The sequence below is a fragment of the Nocardioides speluncae genome, from assembly GCF_003121585.1.
Taxonomy (GTDB): Bacteria; Actinomycetota; Actinomycetes; order Propionibacteriales; family Nocardioidaceae; genus Nocardioides; species Nocardioides speluncae.
Genome location: NZ_QEOO01000036.1, coordinates 357,179 through 376,088, shown reverse-complemented (window position 1 = coordinate 376,088; position 18,910 = coordinate 357,179). Strand labels below are relative to the sequence as shown.

Below are 18,910 nucleotides of genomic sequence, written 5' to 3'. Positions count from 1 at the left end.
CGGCGGGTTAGCGTCCGCTCGTGACTCTCCTTGACTTCCCGCGCTACGTCGACCACATCCGTACCGAGTCCGCACGGTTCCGCGCGGTCCTCACCGACTGCGACCCGGAGGCTCGGGTCCCGTCCTGCCCGGACTGGAACGCGGGCGACCTGCTCTGGCACCTGATCGGTGTGCAGGACCACTGGGCGACGATGGTCGCCGGCCGGCCGGACGCCAGCCCCGACAGCTACACCGACCCCGAGCGTCCTGGTACCCATGCCGAGCTGCTGACGCTGTTCGACCAGACCTCGGCCCGGCTGACCGACGCGCTGGCGGGGGCGGATCCGGCGGAGTACGCGTGGACCTGGAACGACAGCGACCAGACCGTCGGCTTCATCATCAGGCGCCAGGCCCACGAGGCGCTGATCCACCGCCTGGACGCCGAGCTGGCCGCCGGAGCGGTCACTCCCCTGGACGCCGCGCTGGCCGCGGACGGCGTACACGAGGTGCTGGGCGTGATGTACGGCGGCTGCCCGCCGTGGGGCACATTCACCCCGTCGGATACCGCCATCCGGGTCGACGTCACCGACACCGGCGACTCGATGCTGGTCGTCTTCGGACGCTTCACCGGCACCGACGAGGACGGGAAGTCCTACGACGAGGACGACATCAACGTCGTCGAGTCGCTGCCGGGCGAGCCCGTGGCCACGATGTCCGGGACGGCCGAAGCGCTCGACACCTGGCTGTGGCGACGGCGGCGCGACGCCGCGGATGTCGAGTTCGGCGGCGACCCGGAGACGTGCGACCGGTTCCGCGCGCTCATCGACCAGCCGATCAACTAGAACTTTGGCGCTCGCCCGCCCTTGACATGAGGACTGGCGCGGAGGATTCTCCTAATCATGTTAGGAACTCCTAGTCGCGATCGGATTGCCGAACGTCGTGAGGCAACACGGCGGGAGATCCTGGACGCCGCCTGGGCGGTGGCCCACGAGAAGGGCATCGCCGCACTCACCCTCAAAGACGTCGCCGAGCGAGTCGGGATGCGACCGCCGTCGCTGTATTCCCATTTCGCCTCGAAGAACGCGATCTACGACGCCATGTTCGGCCAGGCCTGGACCGGCTGCCTCGAGGCGATGACCGACGCAGCCAGCCGAATGCCGGCCGAGCCCCGGGCGCGACTGCTGTGGATGAGTCACGCCTATTTCGAATACGCCGTCGCCGACCTGGCCCGGAACCAGCTGATGAACGTGCGGATCAGCGCCGACTTCGAGCCGAGCCCGGAGGCTTACGCTCCCTCGGTCGCGACCTTCGAGCAGGCTCGGCGCACGATGGCCGAGATCGGGATCCGCGACGATGCCGACCTCGACCTCTTCTCGGCACTGATCGGCGGGCTAGTCGACGCCCAGCTCGCCAACGACCCCGGCGGCGACCGCTACTCCCGGTTGCTCGACCGGGCCGTCGGCATGTTCGCCGACCACCTTGGACTGTGAGGAGCCCACCATGACCGACACCGACAACCCGCCTGCCACGACCACGTTCCGCAGCGGCTTCGACCGGCCGCTCGCAATGGAGCTGGCCGCCGCCGAGTACGGCTTGTTCGCCGACACACTCGACGCTCTCGACGGCGCCGAGTGGTCGCTGCCGACCAGCTGCCCGGAGTGGACGGTTCGCGACATGGCGGGCCACTGCCTCGGCATGGTGCAGATGGCCGCCAGCGTGCCCGAGATGATCCGCCAGCAGGTCGCCGCCAATCGCACCGCGCGCAAGTCCGGCCGGCTGATGATCGACGAGCTCACCGCGCTGCAGGTGCGCAAGAACGCGAACCTCAGCCACGCCGAGGTCACCAGCACGTACCGCCGGCTCGCGCCGAAGGCGGTCGCCGGCCGTCGCCGTACGCCGGGCTTCGTGCGCTCCCGCACGGTGACCGACCCTGGACCGGGCGGCACCGCTCCGGAGGTCTGGGAGATGGGGTTCATGTTCGACACGATCCTGACCCGCGACCCATGGATGCACCGCTCGGACATCGCGCTCGCGACCGGCCAGCCGATGCTGCTGAGCGCCGAGCACGACGGCATCCTGGTCGCCGATGTCGTGGCGGAATGGTCCGGGCGGCACGGTCAGCCGTTCGACCTCACGCTCACCGGACCTGCGGGCGGCCACTGGTCATCGGGTGATGGCGGTGAGGTCATCGAGGCCGACGCCGTCGAGTTCTGCCGGGTGCTGTCGGGCCGCGGCTCCGTCGAAGGCCTACCCGGCGTGTGGGTGCCGTTCTGATCAGACGGTGCGGGTCCAGCGTTCCAGGTCGGCGTCGACGCCGGCGCCGATCGAGCTCCTGATCACGGTGCCGTCGGGGTTCCAGCCACGCTTGCGGTAGAACGCCTGGGCACGCTCGTTGCCGACGACCACCCAGAGGTACGTCGACCGGCAGCGCCACTGGCGCATCACCTCGAGGATCGCGTCGTGCAGCCGGGCGGCGAGGCCGCTGCCCTGGTGGTCGGGGTGCAGGTGAATCGCGGTGAGCTCGGCGACGTCGCCGTGCCGACTGGCCATCGCGAATCCGACCAGCTTGCCCGCCTTGTCGGCCACCAGGATCCGAAAGGGCTCCTCCTGGATCGGCAGCCGCTCGGCCCAGTACTCGATCAGCGCCTCGGGAGTGATCTGCGCCAGCGCCGACTCCGGCAGCAGGTCGGCGTACGCCGTCCGCCGGGTGACAGCGTGCAGGGTGCCGAGCGCGTCCAGGTCGGTCTGCTGGAAGTTGCGGATCGCGGTCATCGCCTCTCCCCAGCTCGGCCTGTCAACGTTGCACGGCACCCGTGGCCTGGGCAGCGACAGCGATCGCCGCGTCGCGGGCGGCCGCGGCCTCGCCTTCCTTCAGCGTACGGTCGGGCGCCCGGAACCGAAGGGCGAAGGCCAGGGACTTCTTGCCCTCGCCGACCTGGTCGCCGGTGTAGACGTCGAACAGCCGGATCGCCTCCAGCAGCTCGCCGGCGCCGTCCCGCAGCGCCGCCTCGACGTCCGCGGCCGGTACCGAGGCGTCGACGAGCAGAGCGACGTCCTCCTTCGCGACCGGGTACGACGAGAACCGCGGTCCCGCCACGACCTCGACGGCGTGCTCGATCAGCACCTCGAGGTCGACCTCGGCGGCCGCCGAGCGGGCCGGCAGGCCGTAGGCCTGGCACACCTTCGGGTGCAGCTCGCCGGCGTACCCGATCACCGCATTGCCGACCCGCAGCTCCGCGCACCGACCCGGGTGCCACGGCGCCACGGCAGCGGCGCGCACGGTGAGGTCGACGCCCAGCGTCCGGGCGACGTCGCGGACCGCGCCGATGGCGTCGGACCAGCCCGCCACTCGGCCGTCACCCCACCAGCCGGCGGACTCCCGCTGGCCGGCGATCGCGACCGCGAGATGCAGCGGCTGGTTCGGCACCGCCTTGGTGATCGCGGCCCACTCCTCCTCGGTCGGCCGGCGCTCGACGCCGAGGATCGGCGCGGACTCGGTGCCGGACGGCAGGAAGACCAGGCTGTGCTCGAAGAGCGCGACGTCGTCGTTGCCGCGACCGACGTTGCGGCCGAGCGCGCGCAGGATGCCCGGGAGCAGCGTGGTGGTGAGCTGTGGCTCCTCCGCGTTGAGCGGGTTGGCCATCCACAGCGTCTGCCGGCGGGCGTCGTCCTCGGCGAACCCGAGCTTCTCCCAGTCGGCAACGCCGACGAACGGGTAGGTGATCAGCTCAGTGAACCCGGCGCCGGCAAGCGTCAGCCCGACCCGCCGGCGCAGCTTCTGGGCCTGGGTATAGCCCCGGCCCGACGGCGCGGGCGGCAGCACCGACGGCACGTGGTCGTAGCCGACGACCCGGGCGACCTCTTCGACCAGGTCGTAGGGGTCGGTGATGTCCGGGCGCCAGGACGGCGGGGTGACGTCGACGCCGTCGGCGTCGGCGTCCACCCGGCAGCCGACCGCCTGCAGGATCGAGACCACGTCCTCGGACTCGATCGCCATCCCGGTGATCCGGGCCGGCAGGTCGTAGTCGATCCGGGTCACCGGCTGCGCGGGCGCCTCGCCGACGAGGGTCACGCCGGCGTCCGCGGTGGCGCCGCCGAGCTCGACCAGCAGCTCCACGACCCGGTCGGCGGCGACCGCGACCACCTGCGGGTCGACGCCGCGCTCGTTGCGCTTGCCGGCCTCGGAGGTGACCCGGTGCCGCTTGCCGGTCCGGAACATCGAGGTGGCGTCCCAGTGCGCGGCCTCGACCAGGATCCGGGTCGACTTCTCCGACATCTCGGTGGCATCGCCGCCCATGACTCCGCCCAGGCCGATCGGCCCGGAGTCGTCGGTGACGACCAAGTCCTGCGGGGAGAGCGTACGGCGGGCGCCGTCGAGCGTGACCAGGCTCTCGCCCTGCTCGGCCCGCCGGATCCGGAGCGGACCGGCGAGCTTGTCGGCGTCGTACCCGTGGATCGGGCGGCCGAGCTCGAGCATGACGTAGTTGGTGATGTCGACGGCGAGCGAGATCGACCGCATCCCGGCCTGCTCGAGGCGCTTGGCCATCCAGCCCGGGGTCGGTGCGGTCGGGTCGAAGCCGGTCACGAGCCGGGCCGCGAAGACCGGGCAGCCGACCGGGTCGTCGACGATCACGGAGTAGCCGTCGCCGTTGGGGGCGGGCGCCTCGCGGTCGGCCGGGTCGGTGAAGGGCACACCGAAGCCCAGCGCCGCCTCGCGGGCGATGCCGCGCAGCGAGAGTGCGTAGGCGCGGTCCGGGTTGATCTCGAACTCGATGACCGGGTCGTCGAGGCCGAGTACGTCGAACGCGTCGGTGCCGGGAGCACCGGCGTCGGCCGGCAGCACGATGATGCCGGCGTGGTCGTCGCCGAGGCCGAGCTCGCGCTCGGAGCAGATCATCCCGGCCGAGATGTGGCCGTAGGTCTTGCGGGCGCTGATCTCGAAGTTGCCGGGGAGGACGGCGCCTGGCAGGCAGACCACGACTAGGTCGCCGACCTCGAAGTTATGGGCGCCGCAGATGATGCCTTGCGGCTCACCCGTCCCGTTGGCGTCACCGACGTCGACGGTGCACCAGCTGATCACCTTGCCGTTCTTCTGCGGCTCCTTGTCGATGGTCAGCACCTTGCCGACCACCAGCGGACCGGTGATCGCGTCGGCCGGCGTGGTGATGCTCTCGAGCTTGAGCCCGAGCATGGTCAGCTTCGCGGTGAGGTCGTCGACGGACAGGTCGTCCGGCAGCGCGACGTACTCGCGGATCCAGGAAACAGGGGCCTTCACGTCTAGATCTCCACTCCGAAGGGCTGGGCGAAACGGACGTCGCCCTCGAACACGTCGCGCAGGTCGGCCACGTTGTGGCGGAACATCAGCATCCGGTCGATGCCAAAGCCGAACGCGAAGCCGGTGTAGACCTCGGGGTCGATGCCGCAGGAGATGAGCACGCGCGGGTTGACCACGCCACAGCCGCCGAGCTCGATCCAGCCCTCGCCGCGGCAGGTCCGGCAGTCCTCGGAGTTCTCGCCGCGGCAGACGAAGCAGACCATGTCCATCTCGGCGGACGGCTCGGTGAACGGGAAGTACGACGGCCGGAAGCGGGTGGAGATGCCCTCGCCGAACATCGCCTCGGTCATGTGGTCGAGGCTGCCCTTGAGGTGGGCCATGGTGATGCCCTTGTCGACGACCAGGCCCTCGATCTGGTGGAAGACCGGAGAGTGGGTCGCGTCGATCTCGTCGGTGCGGTAGACCCGGCCCGGGCAGACGACGTAGATGGGTGGCTCGCGGGTGAGCATGGTCCGGGCCTGCACCGGCGAAGTATGCGTGCGCAGCACCAGCGCTGCCTTGCTCGGCTCCAGCCAGAACGTGTCCTGCATGGTGCGCGCCGGGTGGTCCTCGCCCATGTTGAGGGCGTCGAAGTTCAGCCACTCGGCCTCGACCCACGGCCCCTCGGCGACCTCCCAGCCCATCGCGACGAAGATGTCGGTGAGCCGCTCGGACAGGGTGGTGATCGGGTGCCGCGCGCCCCGCTGAGAGCGGTCGGTCGGCAGCGTGACGTCGACGGTCTCGGTGACCAGCATCCGCTCCTCGTGCTCGGCCTCGAGCACGCCCTGCCGCTCGCCGAGCGCCTTGTTGACCGCGCCCCTGGCCTGGCCGACCCGCTGACCCGCCTCCTTGCGCGCCTGCGGCGGCAGCGCCCCGATCTCCCGCTTGGCGAGCGCCAGCGGCGATCGGTCACCGGTGTGGTCGATCCGCACCTGCTTCAGCGCGTCCAGATCGGCTGCGTCGGAGATGGCTGCGAGCGCGGCGTCGCGCATCGCCTCGACCTGGTCGGCACGCAGCGGCGTGACCTCGACCGGGTCGTATTCGGAGTTCGGGCCCGACATGTCTGCCTTTCGGAGCGGGATGTGCAGCCCTGAGTCTAGGAAGGCCCGGCCGTCCGATGCGACCGGGTTCCGCCGTACGGCGTGGGCCGCGCGTGTCGCTGGGACGTGCGCTAGCTGCTTCGGCTGTCCTCACTCGGCCAGGAGACGGTGATCCGGGCTCCTCCGGTGGGCGACTGCCCAACCGTCACGGTGCCGCCATGAGCACGGACCAGGCCGTTCACGATGTACATGCCGAGTCCGGAGCCGCCGCGCTCGCCGTGGGTCCAGAACTTGGTGAACACCCGGTCCCGGATCTCCTGCGGGATCCCGTCGCCCTCGTCGTCGACGGTCATGAGTACGCCGGGAAACTCGGCGTCCGTGGCCAGCCGGCGGGTGCTGACCACGACCGTGCCGCGGCCGTGCCGGACGCCGTTCTCGATCAGGTTGGTGACCACCTGGGTGAACTTGTCCGGGTCGATGTGCACCTCGGGGACATCGTCGTCGAGATCCAGATGGACCGGCCGGGAGGTGCCGGCGCGGACCGAGTCGGCCACCCGGGTGATCAGCACCGCCGAGCTGCTCGGCCGCGGGTAGAGGGTGAGCCGGCCGGTGTCGATCCGGGCCACGTCGAGGAGCTCGGCGATCAGCCGGCTCAGCCGGTCGGCGTCGGAGTTGACCGTGGTGAGCATCAGCTTCTTCTGCTCGTCGGTCAGCTTGTCCCAGCGGTTGAGCAGCGCCTGCACGAACCCCTTGACCCCGGTCAGCGGTGACCGCAGCTCGTGGGCGACGGTGGCGACCAGGTCGGAGCGCTCGCGGTCCAGCCGGGCCCGGCCGCGGCCGGAGCGGAGGCTCACCACGATCTGCGCGATCTCCCCCACGGTCCGGTGGATCCGGGCCACGACCAGGACCTCGGTCCCGTCCGGGAGGGTCCAGGACTGCTCCGGCACGCCGGTCCTGGTGGGCAGGCCGTCGTACGGCTGGTTGTGGGCGAACCATCCGCGCCCGGCCTGGTCCTGCAGCACCAGGACGTCCTCGAGCTTGTGGCCGAGCATGTCCTCCGGCTCGGCGCCGAGCATCTCGGCACCGACCCGGTTGACGATGGTGACCACGCCGTCGGGTCCGGCCGCCACGATGCCGTCGGGCAGCGCGTCGAGCACGTCCTGCTGGCTGGTCACCCTCGCAATCTAGGGCATGTCTCCCCGGCCACGGCCAGGGAGACATGCCCTTAGTGCCCTGGGACGTCGATCAGCTGATGACGCTCCCCGGGAGGACCTGACCGCCGGCTGATCAGCTTGCGGGCGGGCAGGAACGCCAGGCCGAGCAGCAGGCCGCCCAGGAGGCCCGGGACCACCCAGCGCCATCCGGTCAGGGCGAACCACGAGGACTCCGGCTCGGCGGCGGTCTCCACGGCCGCCGTCGGCGGCTGCTTGTTGGTGGTGAGGCCCGCGGCGCCGGACTCTGCGACGGACGGGCAGTCGGGCTTCGACTTCCCGAGGATGCCGAGCTCGGTCAGCAGCGCCTTCAGGGCAGCCGCGTCGTCGAGCCGCGCCCAGGTCGGTCTCGGGTCGGGCTCCGAGCCGTCGCGGTTGGTCATCGCCACCAGCGGGCCACCGGCGGCGTCCAGCAGCACCTGGTGCGTCCGCCAGACATGGATGTCATGCGCAAGCCAGCTGACGACCAGCCAGTCCCCGTCGGGGAACGTGGCCGGTTCGGCCACCGGCGTAGTGTCGTTCAGCAGCTGCTCAAGCTCGCCGTACCGAGTGTCGCCGGTGGTTAAGGCGGTTGCCCGGTCGAGGGACGGGTTGGTGATAAGCACACTGGTGGGGCCGCCGGCGTCGGCGGGGATCGGCTGCAGGAGTACGCCGCACACGGCGATCAGGATGGCCAGCAGAAGTCTGCGCATGGGTCCTCCTCGGGAAGGGTGTCGGCGTGGATACACCGCCCGCCGCCCGCCGGTTCCCAGGAAACGCTGACCCGGCCCGTCTTCACGCCACGCAACGTCGACCCGGCCCGTCTTCACACCACGCAACGTCGACCCGGCCCGTCTTCCCACCACGCAAAGTCGACCCGGCCCGTCTTCACACCACGCAACGTCGACCCGGCCGTTGTTGACACGCGCTAGGTCAACAACGGCCGGGTCAGCGTCTCTCCACGTGAAGACGGGCCGGGTCAGCGTCGCTCCGCGTGAAGACGGGCCGGGTCAGCGTCTCTCCACGTGAAGACGGGCCGGGTCAGCGTCGCTCCGCGTGAAGACGGGCCGGGTCAGCGCAGGGACTCGGCGATCGTGATGGCGGTGGCCTGAGTGAACGGTCCCTCCAGCCGGTAGGTCACCCCGCCCTCGAACCACAGCAGCGTCTGGGCCGCCAGCCGGGGCGGCAGCAGTACCTCGCGGTCGCCGTCCAGCAGCGCCACCTCGTGCGGAGTCGGCAGCCAGAGACCGTCGTGCGGCCCGACCATCACGAAGTCGGCGTCGGACACCGACTTCCAGAACCTGGGTTCCACCTCTCCGTCGAACTGGTCGAGCCGGACCGTCTCGCTGCCCGTCCCCCAGCTCATCGAGAGCAGCTTCCGGTCGGCCGACACGGTCACCTGGTCCGGGTCGCCGAGCTCGGCGGGGACCCGCGGCGCGAAGTCGACCAGGGCGTCGGCTTCGGCGAGCGAGAGGTCGTCGCCGGCGGGCGGCACTGTCGGCGTACCGGTCGGCGGTGGACCGTCGTCGCGGTGCACCTCGACCCCGTGGAAGCCGAACCACTCCGCGACGGTGGCCCCGACCGGCGAGACCACGAGTACGACGGCAGTCACCAATCCGACCAGCACTGCTACCAGCCAGGCGATCCGGCCGCGGGCCCACTCGAGCACACGGTCGGCCAGCCGGCGTACGGCGGCCCATCGGCCGTCCACTGCCGGGGCCGGCTCGTCGGCCAGCCGTGCGAGGACGGTCTCCGCGAGCCCGGGTGGCACCGGGGCCGGTGCGCGTCGCCCGGCATCGCGCAGGACCTCCTCGAGACGTTCGTCGGTCCACAGGTCAGCCATGTCGCACCTCCGCTCCGTCCGGCTGCAGGCCCTCGTCGGTCAGGGTTCGCCGGAGTGCCGCCAGGCCACGGCTCAGCCGCGACTTCACGGTCCCGCGCGGCACCGCCAGCACGGTCGCGGTCTCCGCCTCGTCCAGCTCCAGGAGGTAACGGCAGGTGACGACCAGCCGGAGCCGCTCCGGGAGGCCGTGTACGGCGGCCAGCACCCGGCGGTCCAGCTCGGCGGTCTCTGCTGCCATGGCCGGGTCGGCCTGGCCTGCGTACGACGGGTCGAGGCCGACCCTGCGCTCACGCGCGCCACGCCGTACGCCGGAGCGGTGCAGGTTGTGCGCCTCATTGGCAACGATCCGCAGCAGCCACGGCCGGAACGCGGCGCCGTCGCGGAACCGCCCCAGTGACCGGTACGCCTTCACCAGCGCCTCCTGTACGACGTCCTCCGCCTCGGCGCCCGCCCCGAGGAGCGCGGCGGTGCGCACCGCCATCTGGGCATGACGACGTACCAGCACGGCGTACGCGTCGAGGTCGCCGGCGCGGGCCTGCTGCACGAGGGCACCATCGTCGTCGGGGCTGATCGTGGCTCCGTTCGTCTCGTCCCAGCATCGCTGCTACACCGCCGCCGGGCGATCGGTTCCGACGGCTGTCCTGGCACGGGCTAGGGTTTCGCCGACGAAGACAACGGGTGAACGGGGAACGATGTGACGCGGGGACAGAAGACTCTGACGATGGCCCTGGGCGCGACGTTGGCGGTGACTCTCTCGGCATCGACAGCGGTCTCGACTCCCTCCGCGCCCGCGACAGCCTCGGCCGAACAGGCGGGGCCGGTGCGCTACGCCGCACTCCCCAACGTCGTGATCCCGCTACCTGACGGCCGCAGGATCGCCGTCGGCTCGCCCGACCGGAGGCGGGTGATGATCCAGCGCTACTCCCCCGGCTCACAGACCTGGTCGAAGCCGTCGCTGCTCTTCCACAAGAAGGGCCTCGAGTGCGGCGACGTCTCCGGCAAGGCATCCGCGGGCGGCGTCGCGCTGCTGCTCGAGTGCGACCCCGGCTGGTCGGAGGACCAGGCACCGGTCCATAGTCACGCGCTGGCCTCGCGGGACACCTTCACCTGGGCGCGTCACCAAGTCCCGGGCGAGGCCTACACCACTCCCGGCATCTCCCCTGACGGACGTCGTGCGGTCTGGCTGGGCGGCGGCTCCGGGCACCATCTGACCTGGCGCCTCGGCCACGGGTTCCAGAGCGGGTCGGTGCCATTCGACAGCGACGAGTACGGCGTGACCGCCGTGGTCAGCGACCCCGGTGAGGTGACCGTCGCGGGCGCCATCAGCGGCGAGGGCGACGGCTGCAGCCTTGGCTTCGTCACCCGCGCGCTCGACGGCGGCGTCCGCAAGCAGCAACTGGAGCTGGCTCCGGGCGAGCAGATCGGCTGCACCGAGCTCGGCGTCGACAACGTCGACCTCAACACCGTGCTGGCCGGCTTCGGCAGCCGGGCGACGACGTTCCGGGTGACACGCCCGGACGCCGACTCACCGTTCGCGGTGACCAGGGTCGCGCCGTTCGTCGCGCCCGACTTGATCAGCTATCCGTCCCGTCCGCGCCGCGCGATGTACACCCGGTTCCACTCCGCACGCGGCCAGGCGCTGTTCGCGGTCGGCTCGCCGGACCGGCGCCGGATCCGCGTGCAGCGGTACGACGAGCAGGCTCAGCGCTGGCTCGACCCGGTCACCGTGTACGACCACGGGTTCCGTGCCTGCACCTGGGGCGGGTTCGGCAGCGACGGCGACTACTGGTCGGTGCTGGCGGTCGACATCACCTGCTACCCGAAGAGGTCGGCCGACGGCGACTACCCGCCCACCGGCCAGTACGGCCAGCCGGCGCCCCGGGGCGGTCACATCATCCTGCTCAACGCTGGCCAAGGCTGGCGGCGCGCGTTCCTCGGTGCTCACCCGCTCGGCGCCGGCGGTGGCGGTGCCCTGCTCGCGGTGCCCACGTCGGGTCGCGTGGTCGTGGCCTCGAAGTCCGGTGTGATCCGGCTCCCGGTCAGGGCGACCCGCCGCTGCGACATCGTGCTGCCGATCGGGCCGCGCACGGTCCTCCGGGTCACCGACACCGGTGGCAACAACGGCTGGCCGAACGCGCTGCAGCGCTCCACCGCCACCGGCTGGAAGACCATCCAACGGCTCCGTCTGACCCGGCCTGGTCCGTGCGTGCGCGCGATCCAGAGCGAGGTCGCCGGTCCTCGGTTCTATCTCGACGGACGGTCGGACCAGGTCGCGGTCAGGTTCGTCCGGGTCGACGGCCGCTGGCGGGCCAGGATCGGCTGAGCCGGCCAGGTTTCAGCGCTGGGCGCGGGCGCTCGCGTAGAGGCAGATCGCGGCGGCGGTCGAGAGGTTGAGGCTCTCGGCGCGGCCGTGGATCGGGATCCGGACCCGGTGGTCGGCGAGCTCGGCGAGCTCGGCGGGCAGCCCCCAGGCCTCATTGCCGAACAGCCACGCGGTGGGCTGCCGCAGCAGCTGGTCGTCGATCGCGTCGTCGAGGTCGACCTCGCCGCGTCCGTCGGCAGCGAGGACGACGAGCCCGGCGGTCTGCGCGGCGCGCACCGCCTCAGCGGGGTCCGGCGCGATCGCGAGCGGCAGGTGGAACAGGCTGCCGACGGTGGCCCGGACGGTCTTGGGGTTGTAGGCGTCCACCGAGCTGCCGGCCAGCAGTACGGCGTCGGCTCCGGCCGCGTCGGCGCAGCGGATCACGGTGCCGGCGTTGCCGGGGTCGCGGACGTCCGCGCAGATCGTGACCAGACGGGGGTCGTCGCCGAGGACGTGGCCGGTGGGCCGGTCCACGAACCGGCAGACGGCGACCAGGCCCTGCGGGTGGACCGAGTCGCTGAGGGACGCCAGGGCGCGGTCGTCGACCAGCGTCCAAGTGGGAGCAGCAGCCCGGAGGGCGTCGTACTCACTTGTCGCGGTCTCGGTCGCGAACACCTCGACCACGCAGCCGGGGACGCCGAGGGCGCCCTCGACCGCCTTCGGGCCGTCGGCGAGGAACAGCCGGCGTTCGGCCCGGGACGCACGACGGGCGAGCTTCCGCGCCTCCTTGACCCTGGTGTTGCCGTGGGTCAGCGGGGCTGTCGGAAAGCTCGCCACGTCGATTGGTCCTTGCCGTTGCCCTTGGTTTCGAGACGGTCGCTGCGCGACCTCCTCAACCAGCGGGCAGGGGTCAGGCGTTGGACTCGGCCTTGGGCGCGTTCACGTCCGCCGGGAGCGCCGCCTTGGCGGTCTCCACGAGCGCGTTGAACGCCGGGGCGTCGTTGACGGCGAGGTCCGCGAGGATCTTGCGGTCCACCTCGACGCCGGCCAGGTTCAGGCCCTGGATGAAGCGGTTGTAGGTCAGGCCCTGCGCACGCGCGGCGGCGTTGATGCGCTGGATCCACAGCTTGCGGAACTCGCCCTTCTTCGCCCGGCGGTCCCGGTAGCTGTAGACCAGCGAGTGGGTGACCTGCTCCTTGGCCTTGCGGTAGAGCCTCGAGCGCTGGCCGCGGTAGCCGCTGGCGCGCTCGAGGGTCGTACGGCGCTTCTTCTGGGCGTTCACTGCCCGCTTGACGCGTGCCACTGTCTTACTCCTTGCTTAAACGTTCTTCGTGTGGTGGCCGGTGCTGGCCGGGGTGCTCAGAGTCCGAGCAGCTTCTTGGCGCGCTTGACGTCGGCCTTGGCGACCTCGGTCGTGCCGGACATGCGACGCGTCACCTTCGAGGGCTTCTTCTCGAGGTTGTGGCGCAGGCCGGTCTTCTGGCGACGGATCTTGCCGGATCCGGTCACGCGGAAGCGCTTGCTCGCACCGGAGTGCGTCTTGTTCTTCGGCATCTCTCTGCTCTCTATCTCTGTTGCGGCTCTGTCTGCGGTGGCCGGCGGTGGCATGCCGGCTCCGTGTCAGGCGTGGTCGGTCAAAGCGTGGTCGGGACCGCGCTCAGGCCTCGATCTCGGGGTCGAGGTTCTCGGAGCGCTTGCGCTCCTTCTTCTGAGCCACCGGACCTGCGTGGGCGGCCTTGCGCTCGGCGTGCTCCTCGGCCTCGTCGGCGGCGCGCTCGGCGGCCTTCGACTCCTTCTCGGCCTTGAGCTCGACCTTCGCGTCGGCCTTCTTCCGGTGCGGGCCGAGCACCATGATCATGTTGCGGCCGTCCTGCTTGGGCGACGACTCGACGAAGCCAAGCTCCTGGACGTCCTCGGCCAGCTTCTGCAGCAACCGGAAGCCGAGCTCGGGACGGTGCTGCTCACGACCGCGGAACATGATCGTGATCTTCACCTTGTCGCCCGCCCGGAGGAACCGCACGACGTGACCCTTCTTGGTCTCGTAGTCGTGCTGGTCGATCTTCGGACGAAGCTTCATCTCTTTGATGATCACGTTCGTCTGGTTACGCCGGGCCTCACGGGCCTTCTGGGCGTTCTCGTACTTGAACTTCCCGTAGTCCATGAGCTTGCAGACGGGCGGCTTGCCCTGCGGGGCGATCTCGACGAGATCCAAATCTGCTTCCTGGGCAAGACGCAGTGCATCGTTGGTAGGAACGATGCCGACGGTCTCGCCGTTGGGTCCAACGAGCCGGACCTCGGGTACCCGGATCCTCTCGTTGATGCGCAGCTCGGTGCTGATGTGTCCTCCAAGGTTGACGTGTATGGCACGGAAACCAAAAAGGCTCCCGCTATGCAAGCGGAAGCCAGTCTCGCCGCATTCCCGAACCTCTGGAAATGCGCCATACGCGTCGCCTCGCTCCCGGCGTACGCCGGAGGCTGAGCCACACGGGACCGGACCCGACGACCTGTGTCCCTCGGAGGAGGAGCGGCGGTCGATGCGGGTGGGAGACTTTCGCCTCCGCTTGCGGACTTGGTCGTCACCGTGCAGGCACGCCGAAAACCAGGTCGGTCGCGGAGAACTCTAGCGGATCAGGCGTCAGCCGGGCGAATCCATGCAGAACGGTCGCCGACCCGCCCGATGGTCCAGCCCGAGGCGATCCCGAGCAGGTCCTCGCCCTCGATCACCAGGGTCGCCGGGCCGGCGATGTCGAGCACGATCGCGGCCGCCTGGTCCTGCAGCGCGGACTGGGCCGCGACCTGCGCGGTGACCGGCACCGGCCGGGCCTCCGGGTTCCATGCTCGAAGCGGGTCCAGCCCGGTGAAGGCGAGCAGCGCCAGCCGTCCGTCACGGCCCTGCATCAGCACCGCGGCCATGTCGCTGGACTTGTCGTGGGCGAGCCCGGCGTCGTCGTACTCGACCTCGCCGAGCAGGGCTACCACCGGCACCAGCAGTCGGCTCGCCTGCAGGGCGGCCAGCGCCTCGGCCTTGCGGGCCGGGTCGGCGGCGTACGCCGCCAGCGCTGTGGCCAGCGCGGCGGGCGCGGCGCCGTCGTCGTCCGCGAATCCGGACGGCAGGATCCGGGAACCTGCGAATCGTTGCGGCGCGCTCACGGCGTCATCTTTTCATCGTGGGGTGGTGCCCGGTGATGTGGGAGTCTTGAAGGGTGATCGACGACGTGACCTGGGCCGCCCTGACGCTGGTGCTGACCGCACTCGGCGGAGCGTGGACCTTCTACGCGTGGCGCAACCGCGGCGCCGCCTCTGCGGTACGCGCGCTGGCGCTGACAATGCTGCCGCCGGCGGCGTACCTGACCGGCACGCTGAAGATGTTCGGCCGGATCGTCGACGCCATCGTCGACTGGGCCACCGCGGTCGTGTTCAGCCCAGGGGTCTGGCTCGGGATCGTGCTGTTCGGGATCTCGGTGCTGCTGTTCGGCACCGCCAGGGTCATGTCCTCGCGCGGCAAGGACGACAAGCCGCATCCCAAGCAGGCCTTGGGCGGCGAGAAGGCGAAGAGCCTGCCTGCGTCCTCCGGCGGCGGCGAGCCCGCGATCGACGACGACCTCGCCGACATAGAGGCCATCCTCAAGCGGCGCGGAATCAGCTAGGTGAGCCAGGAGTTCGTCGACCGCAACCGGCTCTGGTCGCGGCTGAACCAGGCCGCGGCTGCCCTCGACCGGCCGCTGGAGACGCCGGCGCTGGTGGTCGACCTCGACGCGTTCGACCGCAACGCCGACGACCTGGTCCGCCGGGCCGCCGGCAAGCCGGTCCGGATCGCGTCGAAGTCGATCCGGGTGCCCGCCTTGCTGAGCCGGGCGCTCGCGCGGCCGGGCTTCTCCGGGGTCCTCGCTTACACCCTGCGCGAGGCGCTCTGGCTGCACGAGAACGGTGTCAGCGAGGACATCGTTGTCGCCTACCCGACGGTCGACCGGGCCGCGCTCGCCGACCTGGTCGCCTCACCGGCGGCGGCCGCCGCGATCACGCTGATGGTCGACGACATCGCTCACCTTGACGTGGTGGACGCGGGCAGGCACTCCAAGGCGGTGCCGGTACGGGTCGCGATCGACATCGACGCCGGGCTGCGGATCGGCCCCCAGCACGTCGGTCCCAAACGCTCCCCTTTGTACGACGCCGACGAGGTCGTCGCGCTGGCCCGCCGGATCCAGCGGCGCGACGGGTTCCGGCTGGTCGGGGTGATGACCTACGAGGGCCAGGTGGCCGGCGTACCCGACCACGTGCCGAGCAAGCGCGCCCGCTCGCTGGTCGTCCGCCAGCTCAAGACCGCGTCGGTGACCCAGCTCCAGCTGCGCCGGGCCGAGCTCGCGGAGGCGCTGGCCGAGGTCACCGAGCTGGAGTTCTGGAACGCCGGCGGCTCCGGCTCCGTCGAGTCGACGGTCGCCGACCCGGTCGTGACCGAGGTGGCCGCCGGGTCCGGGCTGCTGGTTCCGACGCTGTTCGACCACTACCAGTCGTTCCGGCCGCTGCCGGCCGCGTTCTACGGGCTGCCGGTGGTACGGCGGCCGAGTCCCGACATCGCCACGGTCGCGGGAGGCGGGTTCATCGCGTCCGGTCCGTCCGGCGCCGACCGGGCGCCGCTCCCCTGGGCGCCGCCCGGACTGCACCTGACCGGCACCGAGGGCGCCGGCGAGGTACAGACGCCGTTGACCGGGCATCCGGCCGGGTTACTGAAGATCGGCGACCTGGTCTGGTTCCGGCACGCGAAGTCCGGCGAGCTCTTCGAGCACGGCAACACCGTCCACCTGCTCGAGGGTCCGTCGTTCGTCGAGGACGTGCCGACCTATCGCGGCCTGGGCAATGCCTTCTGAGCCTGGGTCGACCGATGGAGGCCGCGCAGTAGGCGGCCATCGGTCGACCCAGGCTGGGGTGGCCCAGCGGGTCGTCGACCTCACGCTCGACCGTCCGCCCACGCTGGGCACCGGCCGACTGATTGCCGTCGACGGCCCGGCCGGATCCGGCAAGACCACGCTCGCATCGGCGATCACCCGCGTGCTGCCCTGGACACACGTCGTACACATGGACGACCTGTACGCCGGCTGGTCCGGGCTGCCCGAGGTGACCGCCCAGCTGGACTCGCTGCTGCTGCCGCTGGCCGCCGGAGAGCCGGGCAGCTACCGCCGCTACGACTGGGACGCCGGCGCCTTCGCCGAGACCATCAAGGTGGCGCCGGCGTCGGTGCTGGTCCTGGAGGGAGTCGGCTCCGGCTCCGCGGCCCATGCCGAGCTGATCACGACGCTGGTCTGGGTCTCGGCGCCCCACGACGTACGGATGCGGCGCGGGATCGAGCGCGACGGCGACGCGTTCGCGCCGTACTGGGAGCAGTGGGCACGCGACGAGGCCGAGCACTTCGCACGTGAACGCACCGAGTCCCGCGCCGACCTGCACGTCGACAGCAGTGCGTCGAGGAGTCGCTAATGTGACGCCGTGGACCTGACTATGGCGGAAACCACGGCTGCTCGACTGTTGGAGCCGCTCGGGCGTCGATGGCTTCATGTGCGCGCGGTCGCATCGCGGGCTATCGAGCTCGGCCGGGCACTGAACGACGACGATGCCGAGTGCCTAGTCGCAGCGGCATGGCTCCACGACGTCGGGTACGCACCGCAGATAGCGGTCACAGGGTTTCACCCGATCGACGGGGCGCGATTCCTGCGATCCGAGGACTGGCCAGATCGCGTCGTAAACCTGGTCGCCCACCACTCGGGCGCAAGGTTCGAGGCAGCCACGCGGGGACTATCTGAGGCGCTTGCCGAGTTTCCCTTCGAGGATCCGGTGTCGGATGCTCTCGCTGCCGCCGATCTGACGAGCGGACCCAGCGGCGAGCGGGTTACGTACGACGAGCGCATCGACGAGATCCTTCACCGCTATCCAGCCGGTGATCCTGTTCACCAGACCTGGCTGATCGCCCGGGAGCCGATGAGGCACGCTGTGCAACGCGCACACAGCTAATGCGCATCGATCCAGGCCGTTTCGACGTGGCTGAGCGCCCATTCGAGTCGCAGTCTTTGACTTCGGTCTAGCTCCAGACTGAGGACGTCGTCGCGGGGCACCCACTGAACACGTGGGCTCTCGGGACTTGAGGTCGGCTCGCCTGCGACGTACGCGGCGCGGTAGACGACGGCGAACTCCTGACGGACCTCGCCGTCCTTGTATTGGATCCGATGTAGCGGGTCGGTGAACACCCCGACAACCCCGTTGCAGGTCACTCGGACGCCGGTCTCCTCCAGGGCCTCGCGCACCGCACATTGCGCGAGTGATTCGCCGTACTCCATCGTCCCGCCGGGCATTGACCACTTTCCGTTGTCACTACGCTGAATGAGCAGGACTCGTCGCTCATGCTCCACGTACACGGCGGCGGCAGGCACCAGGCTGTTGACAGCCGGCGCGTCTGGATCGTCGTACCAGTCGACCCGGGAAGTCATGGACCTAGGCTACGGGCCGTCCCGCGTCCCAGACGCGATCGAAGGCGCGGGTGTAGTAGTCGAAGAGGTGACCGCCTGGCACCTTCGCGAGTTGGAGTACCGGTGAGTCCTTTGCCGGCACCCCATGCGTGTGCGGATTGGCCATCATCGTGTCGCCGAATCGGTAGAGGCTGACGTACAGCGGTGTGTCGTGCAGGCGGATCTCAACTCCGGGAAGGTCGTTCGCCACATGGAGATACTCCAGAGCGGATGCCGCTCGCGCGGGGACATGCGGGAGGTTCTCGTCGATCCCTCGCTGCACAAGCATCGGGCTGCTGCTGTCGCCAAGCAATACGCGTGCCTCGCCACCGCGTGCGCTCAGATCGGCCAAGACATCGCCGAGCCGATGCGAGTCGATCAGGAACATCGCCGCATAGACCAGGATTTCTAACCGCTGTCCAGTCTTGGCAATCAGCGCCTGCCAAACGTCCCCAGGCACTGAGGCCCGGGACGCCCAGATCTGGACGACTTCAGAGGACGTCGTGCCCACGACGCTCTTGGTGCCGAGAAGCGATGGCCAGAAGTACGTTTCGTCGTACCCCAGCATGTTGGCGACTCGCATACGTGTCCCGGCGCGCGGCACCCTGTCCTGGGTGATCCAGCGCTCGACACTCTTGGGGTCGACGCCTACGCGGCCGGCGAGGGTGGCCGTCGTCAGGTCACGGGACGCCATCGCGCTCCGAAGTCGGTGATTGACCACGTCGGCCACTGTAGACGGCAATGTCCC

The 18,910-nt window shown here is 70.4% G+C and carries 22 protein-coding genes; 8 read left to right on the top strand and 14 right to left on the bottom strand.

The window, feature by feature from the left end; all coding sequences use genetic code 11:
• The first annotated feature begins 20 nt into the window (after positions 1 to 20).
• From DDV73_RS19725 to DDV73_RS19715, 3 genes are read left to right on the top strand one after another with little or no spacing between them, the layout of a single operon-like run.
• Entirely contained in the window at positions 21 to 821 is an 801-nt protein-coding gene (locus DDV73_RS19725; RefSeq protein WP_109508945.1) for a maleylpyruvate isomerase family mycothiol-dependent enzyme, read from the top strand.
• A 57-nt stretch (positions 822 to 878) separates the two neighbouring features.
• The gene (locus DDV73_RS19720) at positions 879 to 1,469 is read left to right on the top strand and encodes a TetR/AcrR family transcriptional regulator (RefSeq protein WP_109508944.1); all 591 of its coding nucleotides are present in this window, start codon (positions 879 to 881) and stop codon (positions 1,467 to 1,469) included.
• A 10-nt stretch (positions 1,470 to 1,479) separates the two neighbouring features.
• Positions 1,480 to 2,253, top strand: a complete 774-nt coding sequence (locus tag DDV73_RS19715) for a maleylpyruvate isomerase family mycothiol-dependent enzyme (protein WP_206050963.1) — start codon at positions 1,480 to 1,482, stop codon at positions 2,251 to 2,253.
• Here DDV73_RS19715 and DDV73_RS19710 read toward each other — a convergent pair whose 3' ends face one another.
• The 7 genes from DDV73_RS19710 to DDV73_RS19680 all read right to left on the bottom strand — a co-directional run bounded on the left by DDV73_RS19710 (position 2,254) and on the right by DDV73_RS19680 (position 9,910).
• A complete protein-coding gene (locus DDV73_RS19710; RefSeq protein ID WP_109508943.1) occupies positions 2,254 to 2,751 on the bottom strand; it encodes a GNAT family N-acetyltransferase in 498 nt (165 codons plus the stop codon).
• Positions 2,752 to 2,773: 22 nt separating this feature from the next.
• The gene (gene pheT / locus DDV73_RS19705; RefSeq protein ID WP_109508942.1) at positions 2,774 to 5,254 is read right to left on the bottom strand and encodes a phenylalanine--tRNA ligase subunit beta; all 2,481 of its coding nucleotides are present in this window, start codon (positions 5,252 to 5,254) and stop codon (positions 2,774 to 2,776) included.
• Positions 5,255 to 5,256: 2 nt separating this feature from the next.
• Complete coding sequence (pheS, locus tag DDV73_RS19700; RefSeq protein WP_109508941.1) at positions 5,257 to 6,354, bottom strand: phenylalanine--tRNA ligase subunit alpha; 1,098 nt, start codon at positions 6,352 to 6,354, stop codon at positions 5,257 to 5,259.
• Positions 6,355 to 6,464: 110 nt separating this feature from the next.
• Entirely contained in the window at positions 6,465 to 7,508 is a 1,044-nt protein-coding gene (locus DDV73_RS19695) for a sensor histidine kinase (protein ID WP_109508940.1), read from the bottom strand.
• 50 nt (positions 7,509 to 7,558) lie between these two features.
• Positions 7,559 to 8,236, bottom strand: coding sequence for a hypothetical protein (locus tag DDV73_RS19690; RefSeq protein ID WP_109508939.1), 678 nt, complete (start codon positions 8,234 to 8,236; stop codon positions 7,559 to 7,561).
• A gap of 359 nt (positions 8,237 to 8,595) precedes the next feature.
• Complete coding sequence (locus DDV73_RS19685) at positions 8,596 to 9,366, bottom strand: hypothetical protein (protein ID WP_109508938.1); 771 nt, start codon at positions 9,364 to 9,366, stop codon at positions 8,596 to 8,598.
• Positions 9,359 to 9,910: an RNA polymerase sigma factor gene (locus tag DDV73_RS19680; RefSeq protein ID WP_240617375.1), complete on the bottom strand. Its 552-nt coding sequence runs from the start codon at positions 9,908 to 9,910 to the stop codon at positions 9,359 to 9,361. The genes DDV73_RS19685 and DDV73_RS19680 overlap by 8 nt, the downstream gene beginning before the upstream one ends.
• A 276-nt stretch (positions 9,911 to 10,186) precedes the next feature.
• Between DDV73_RS19680 and DDV73_RS19675 the strand changes: the two genes are divergently transcribed.
• Positions 10,187 to 11,689, top strand: coding sequence for a hypothetical protein (locus DDV73_RS19675; protein ID WP_154402821.1), 1,503 nt, complete (start codon positions 10,187 to 10,189; stop codon positions 11,687 to 11,689).
• A gap of 12 nt (positions 11,690 to 11,701) precedes the next feature.
• Here DDV73_RS19675 and DDV73_RS19670 read toward each other — a convergent pair whose 3' ends face one another.
• The 5 genes from DDV73_RS19670 to DDV73_RS19650 form a co-directional block, all read right to left on the bottom strand.
• Entirely contained in the window at positions 11,702 to 12,505 is an 804-nt protein-coding gene (locus tag DDV73_RS19670; protein ID WP_206050962.1) for a TrmH family RNA methyltransferase, read from the bottom strand.
• Positions 12,506 to 12,578: 73 nt separating this feature from the next.
• On the bottom strand, positions 12,579 to 12,971 hold the full coding sequence (gene rplT / locus DDV73_RS19665; RefSeq protein ID WP_109508935.1) for a 50S ribosomal protein L20: 393 nt from the start codon (positions 12,969 to 12,971) through the stop codon (positions 12,579 to 12,581).
• A gap of 56 nt (positions 12,972 to 13,027) precedes the next feature.
• Complete coding sequence (gene rpmI, locus DDV73_RS19660; RefSeq protein WP_109508934.1) at positions 13,028 to 13,222, bottom strand: 50S ribosomal protein L35; 195 nt, start codon at positions 13,220 to 13,222, stop codon at positions 13,028 to 13,030.
• A gap of 103 nt (positions 13,223 to 13,325) precedes the next feature.
• Entirely contained in the window at positions 13,326 to 14,063 is a 738-nt protein-coding gene (infC, locus tag DDV73_RS19655; protein WP_240617374.1) for a translation initiation factor IF-3, read from the bottom strand.
• A 233-nt stretch (positions 14,064 to 14,296) separates the two neighbouring features.
• Positions 14,297 to 14,818: an SseB family protein gene (locus DDV73_RS19650; RefSeq protein ID WP_109508933.1), complete on the bottom strand. Its 522-nt coding sequence runs from the start codon at positions 14,816 to 14,818 to the stop codon at positions 14,297 to 14,299.
• 53 nt (positions 14,819 to 14,871) lie between these two features.
• On the opposite strand from DDV73_RS19650, the gene DDV73_RS19645 reads away from it, so the two are divergent.
• From DDV73_RS19645 to DDV73_RS19630, 4 genes are read left to right on the top strand one after another with little or no spacing between them, the layout of a single operon-like run.
• Positions 14,872 to 15,315 carry a cellulose synthase gene (locus DDV73_RS19645; RefSeq protein ID WP_109508932.1) on the top strand — a complete coding sequence of 148 codons (444 nt, stop codon included), beginning with the start codon at positions 14,872 to 14,874 and terminating at the stop codon, positions 15,313 to 15,315.
• The gene (locus tag DDV73_RS19640; protein WP_109508931.1) at positions 15,316 to 16,533 is read left to right on the top strand and encodes an amino acid deaminase/aldolase; all 1,218 of its coding nucleotides are present in this window, start codon (positions 15,316 to 15,318) and stop codon (positions 16,531 to 16,533) included. It abuts the gene before it with no gap.
• A gap of 58 nt (positions 16,534 to 16,591) precedes the next feature.
• Entirely contained in the window at positions 16,592 to 17,140 is a 549-nt protein-coding gene (locus DDV73_RS19635; RefSeq protein WP_109508930.1) for a uridine kinase family protein, read from the top strand.
• A gap of 9 nt (positions 17,141 to 17,149) precedes the next feature.
• On the top strand, positions 17,150 to 17,671 hold the full coding sequence (locus DDV73_RS19630) for an HD domain-containing protein (RefSeq protein WP_206050961.1): 522 nt from the start codon (positions 17,150 to 17,152) through the stop codon (positions 17,669 to 17,671).
• Here DDV73_RS19630 and DDV73_RS19625 read toward each other — a convergent pair.
• Positions 17,668 to 18,144 carry an NUDIX domain-containing protein gene (locus tag DDV73_RS19625; RefSeq protein WP_109508929.1) on the bottom strand — a complete coding sequence of 159 codons (477 nt, stop codon included), beginning with the start codon at positions 18,142 to 18,144 and terminating at the stop codon, positions 17,668 to 17,670. The two genes, DDV73_RS19630 and DDV73_RS19625, sit on opposite strands and share 4 nt — an antisense overlap.
• 4 nt (positions 18,145 to 18,148) lie before the next feature.
• Complete coding sequence (locus tag DDV73_RS19620) at positions 18,149 to 18,883, bottom strand: helix-turn-helix domain-containing protein (RefSeq protein ID WP_154402820.1); 735 nt, start codon at positions 18,881 to 18,883, stop codon at positions 18,149 to 18,151.
• Between the last annotated feature and the right edge of the window lie 27 nt (positions 18,884 to 18,910).

Coding starts and splice junctions, on each gene's coding strand:
- DDV73_RS19720 (WP_109508944.1), top strand. CDS start 879: ATGTTAGGAACTCCTAGTCGCGATCGGATTGCCGAACGTCGTGAGGCA.
- DDV73_RS19625 (WP_109508929.1), bottom strand. CDS start 18,144: ATGACTTCCCGGGTCGACTGGTACGACGATCCAGACGCGCCGGCTGTC.
- DDV73_RS19710 (WP_109508943.1), bottom strand. CDS start 2,751: ATGACCGCGATCCGCAACTTCCAGCAGACCGACCTGGACGCGCTCGGC.
- DDV73_RS19715 (WP_206050963.1), top strand. CDS start 1,480: ATGACCGACACCGACAACCCGCCTGCCACGACCACGTTCCGCAGCGGC.
- DDV73_RS19690 (WP_109508939.1), bottom strand. CDS start 8,236: ATGCGCAGACTTCTGCTGGCCATCCTGATCGCCGTGTGCGGCGTACTC.
- DDV73_RS19685 (WP_109508938.1), bottom strand. CDS start 9,366: ATGGCTGACCTGTGGACCGACGAACGTCTCGAGGAGGTCCTGCGCGAT.
- pheS (WP_109508941.1), bottom strand. CDS start 6,354: ATGTCGGGCCCGAACTCCGAATACGACCCGGTCGAGGTCACGCCGCTG.
- rpmI (WP_109508934.1), bottom strand. CDS start 13,222: ATGCCGAAGAACAAGACGCACTCCGGTGCGAGCAAGCGCTTCCGCGTG.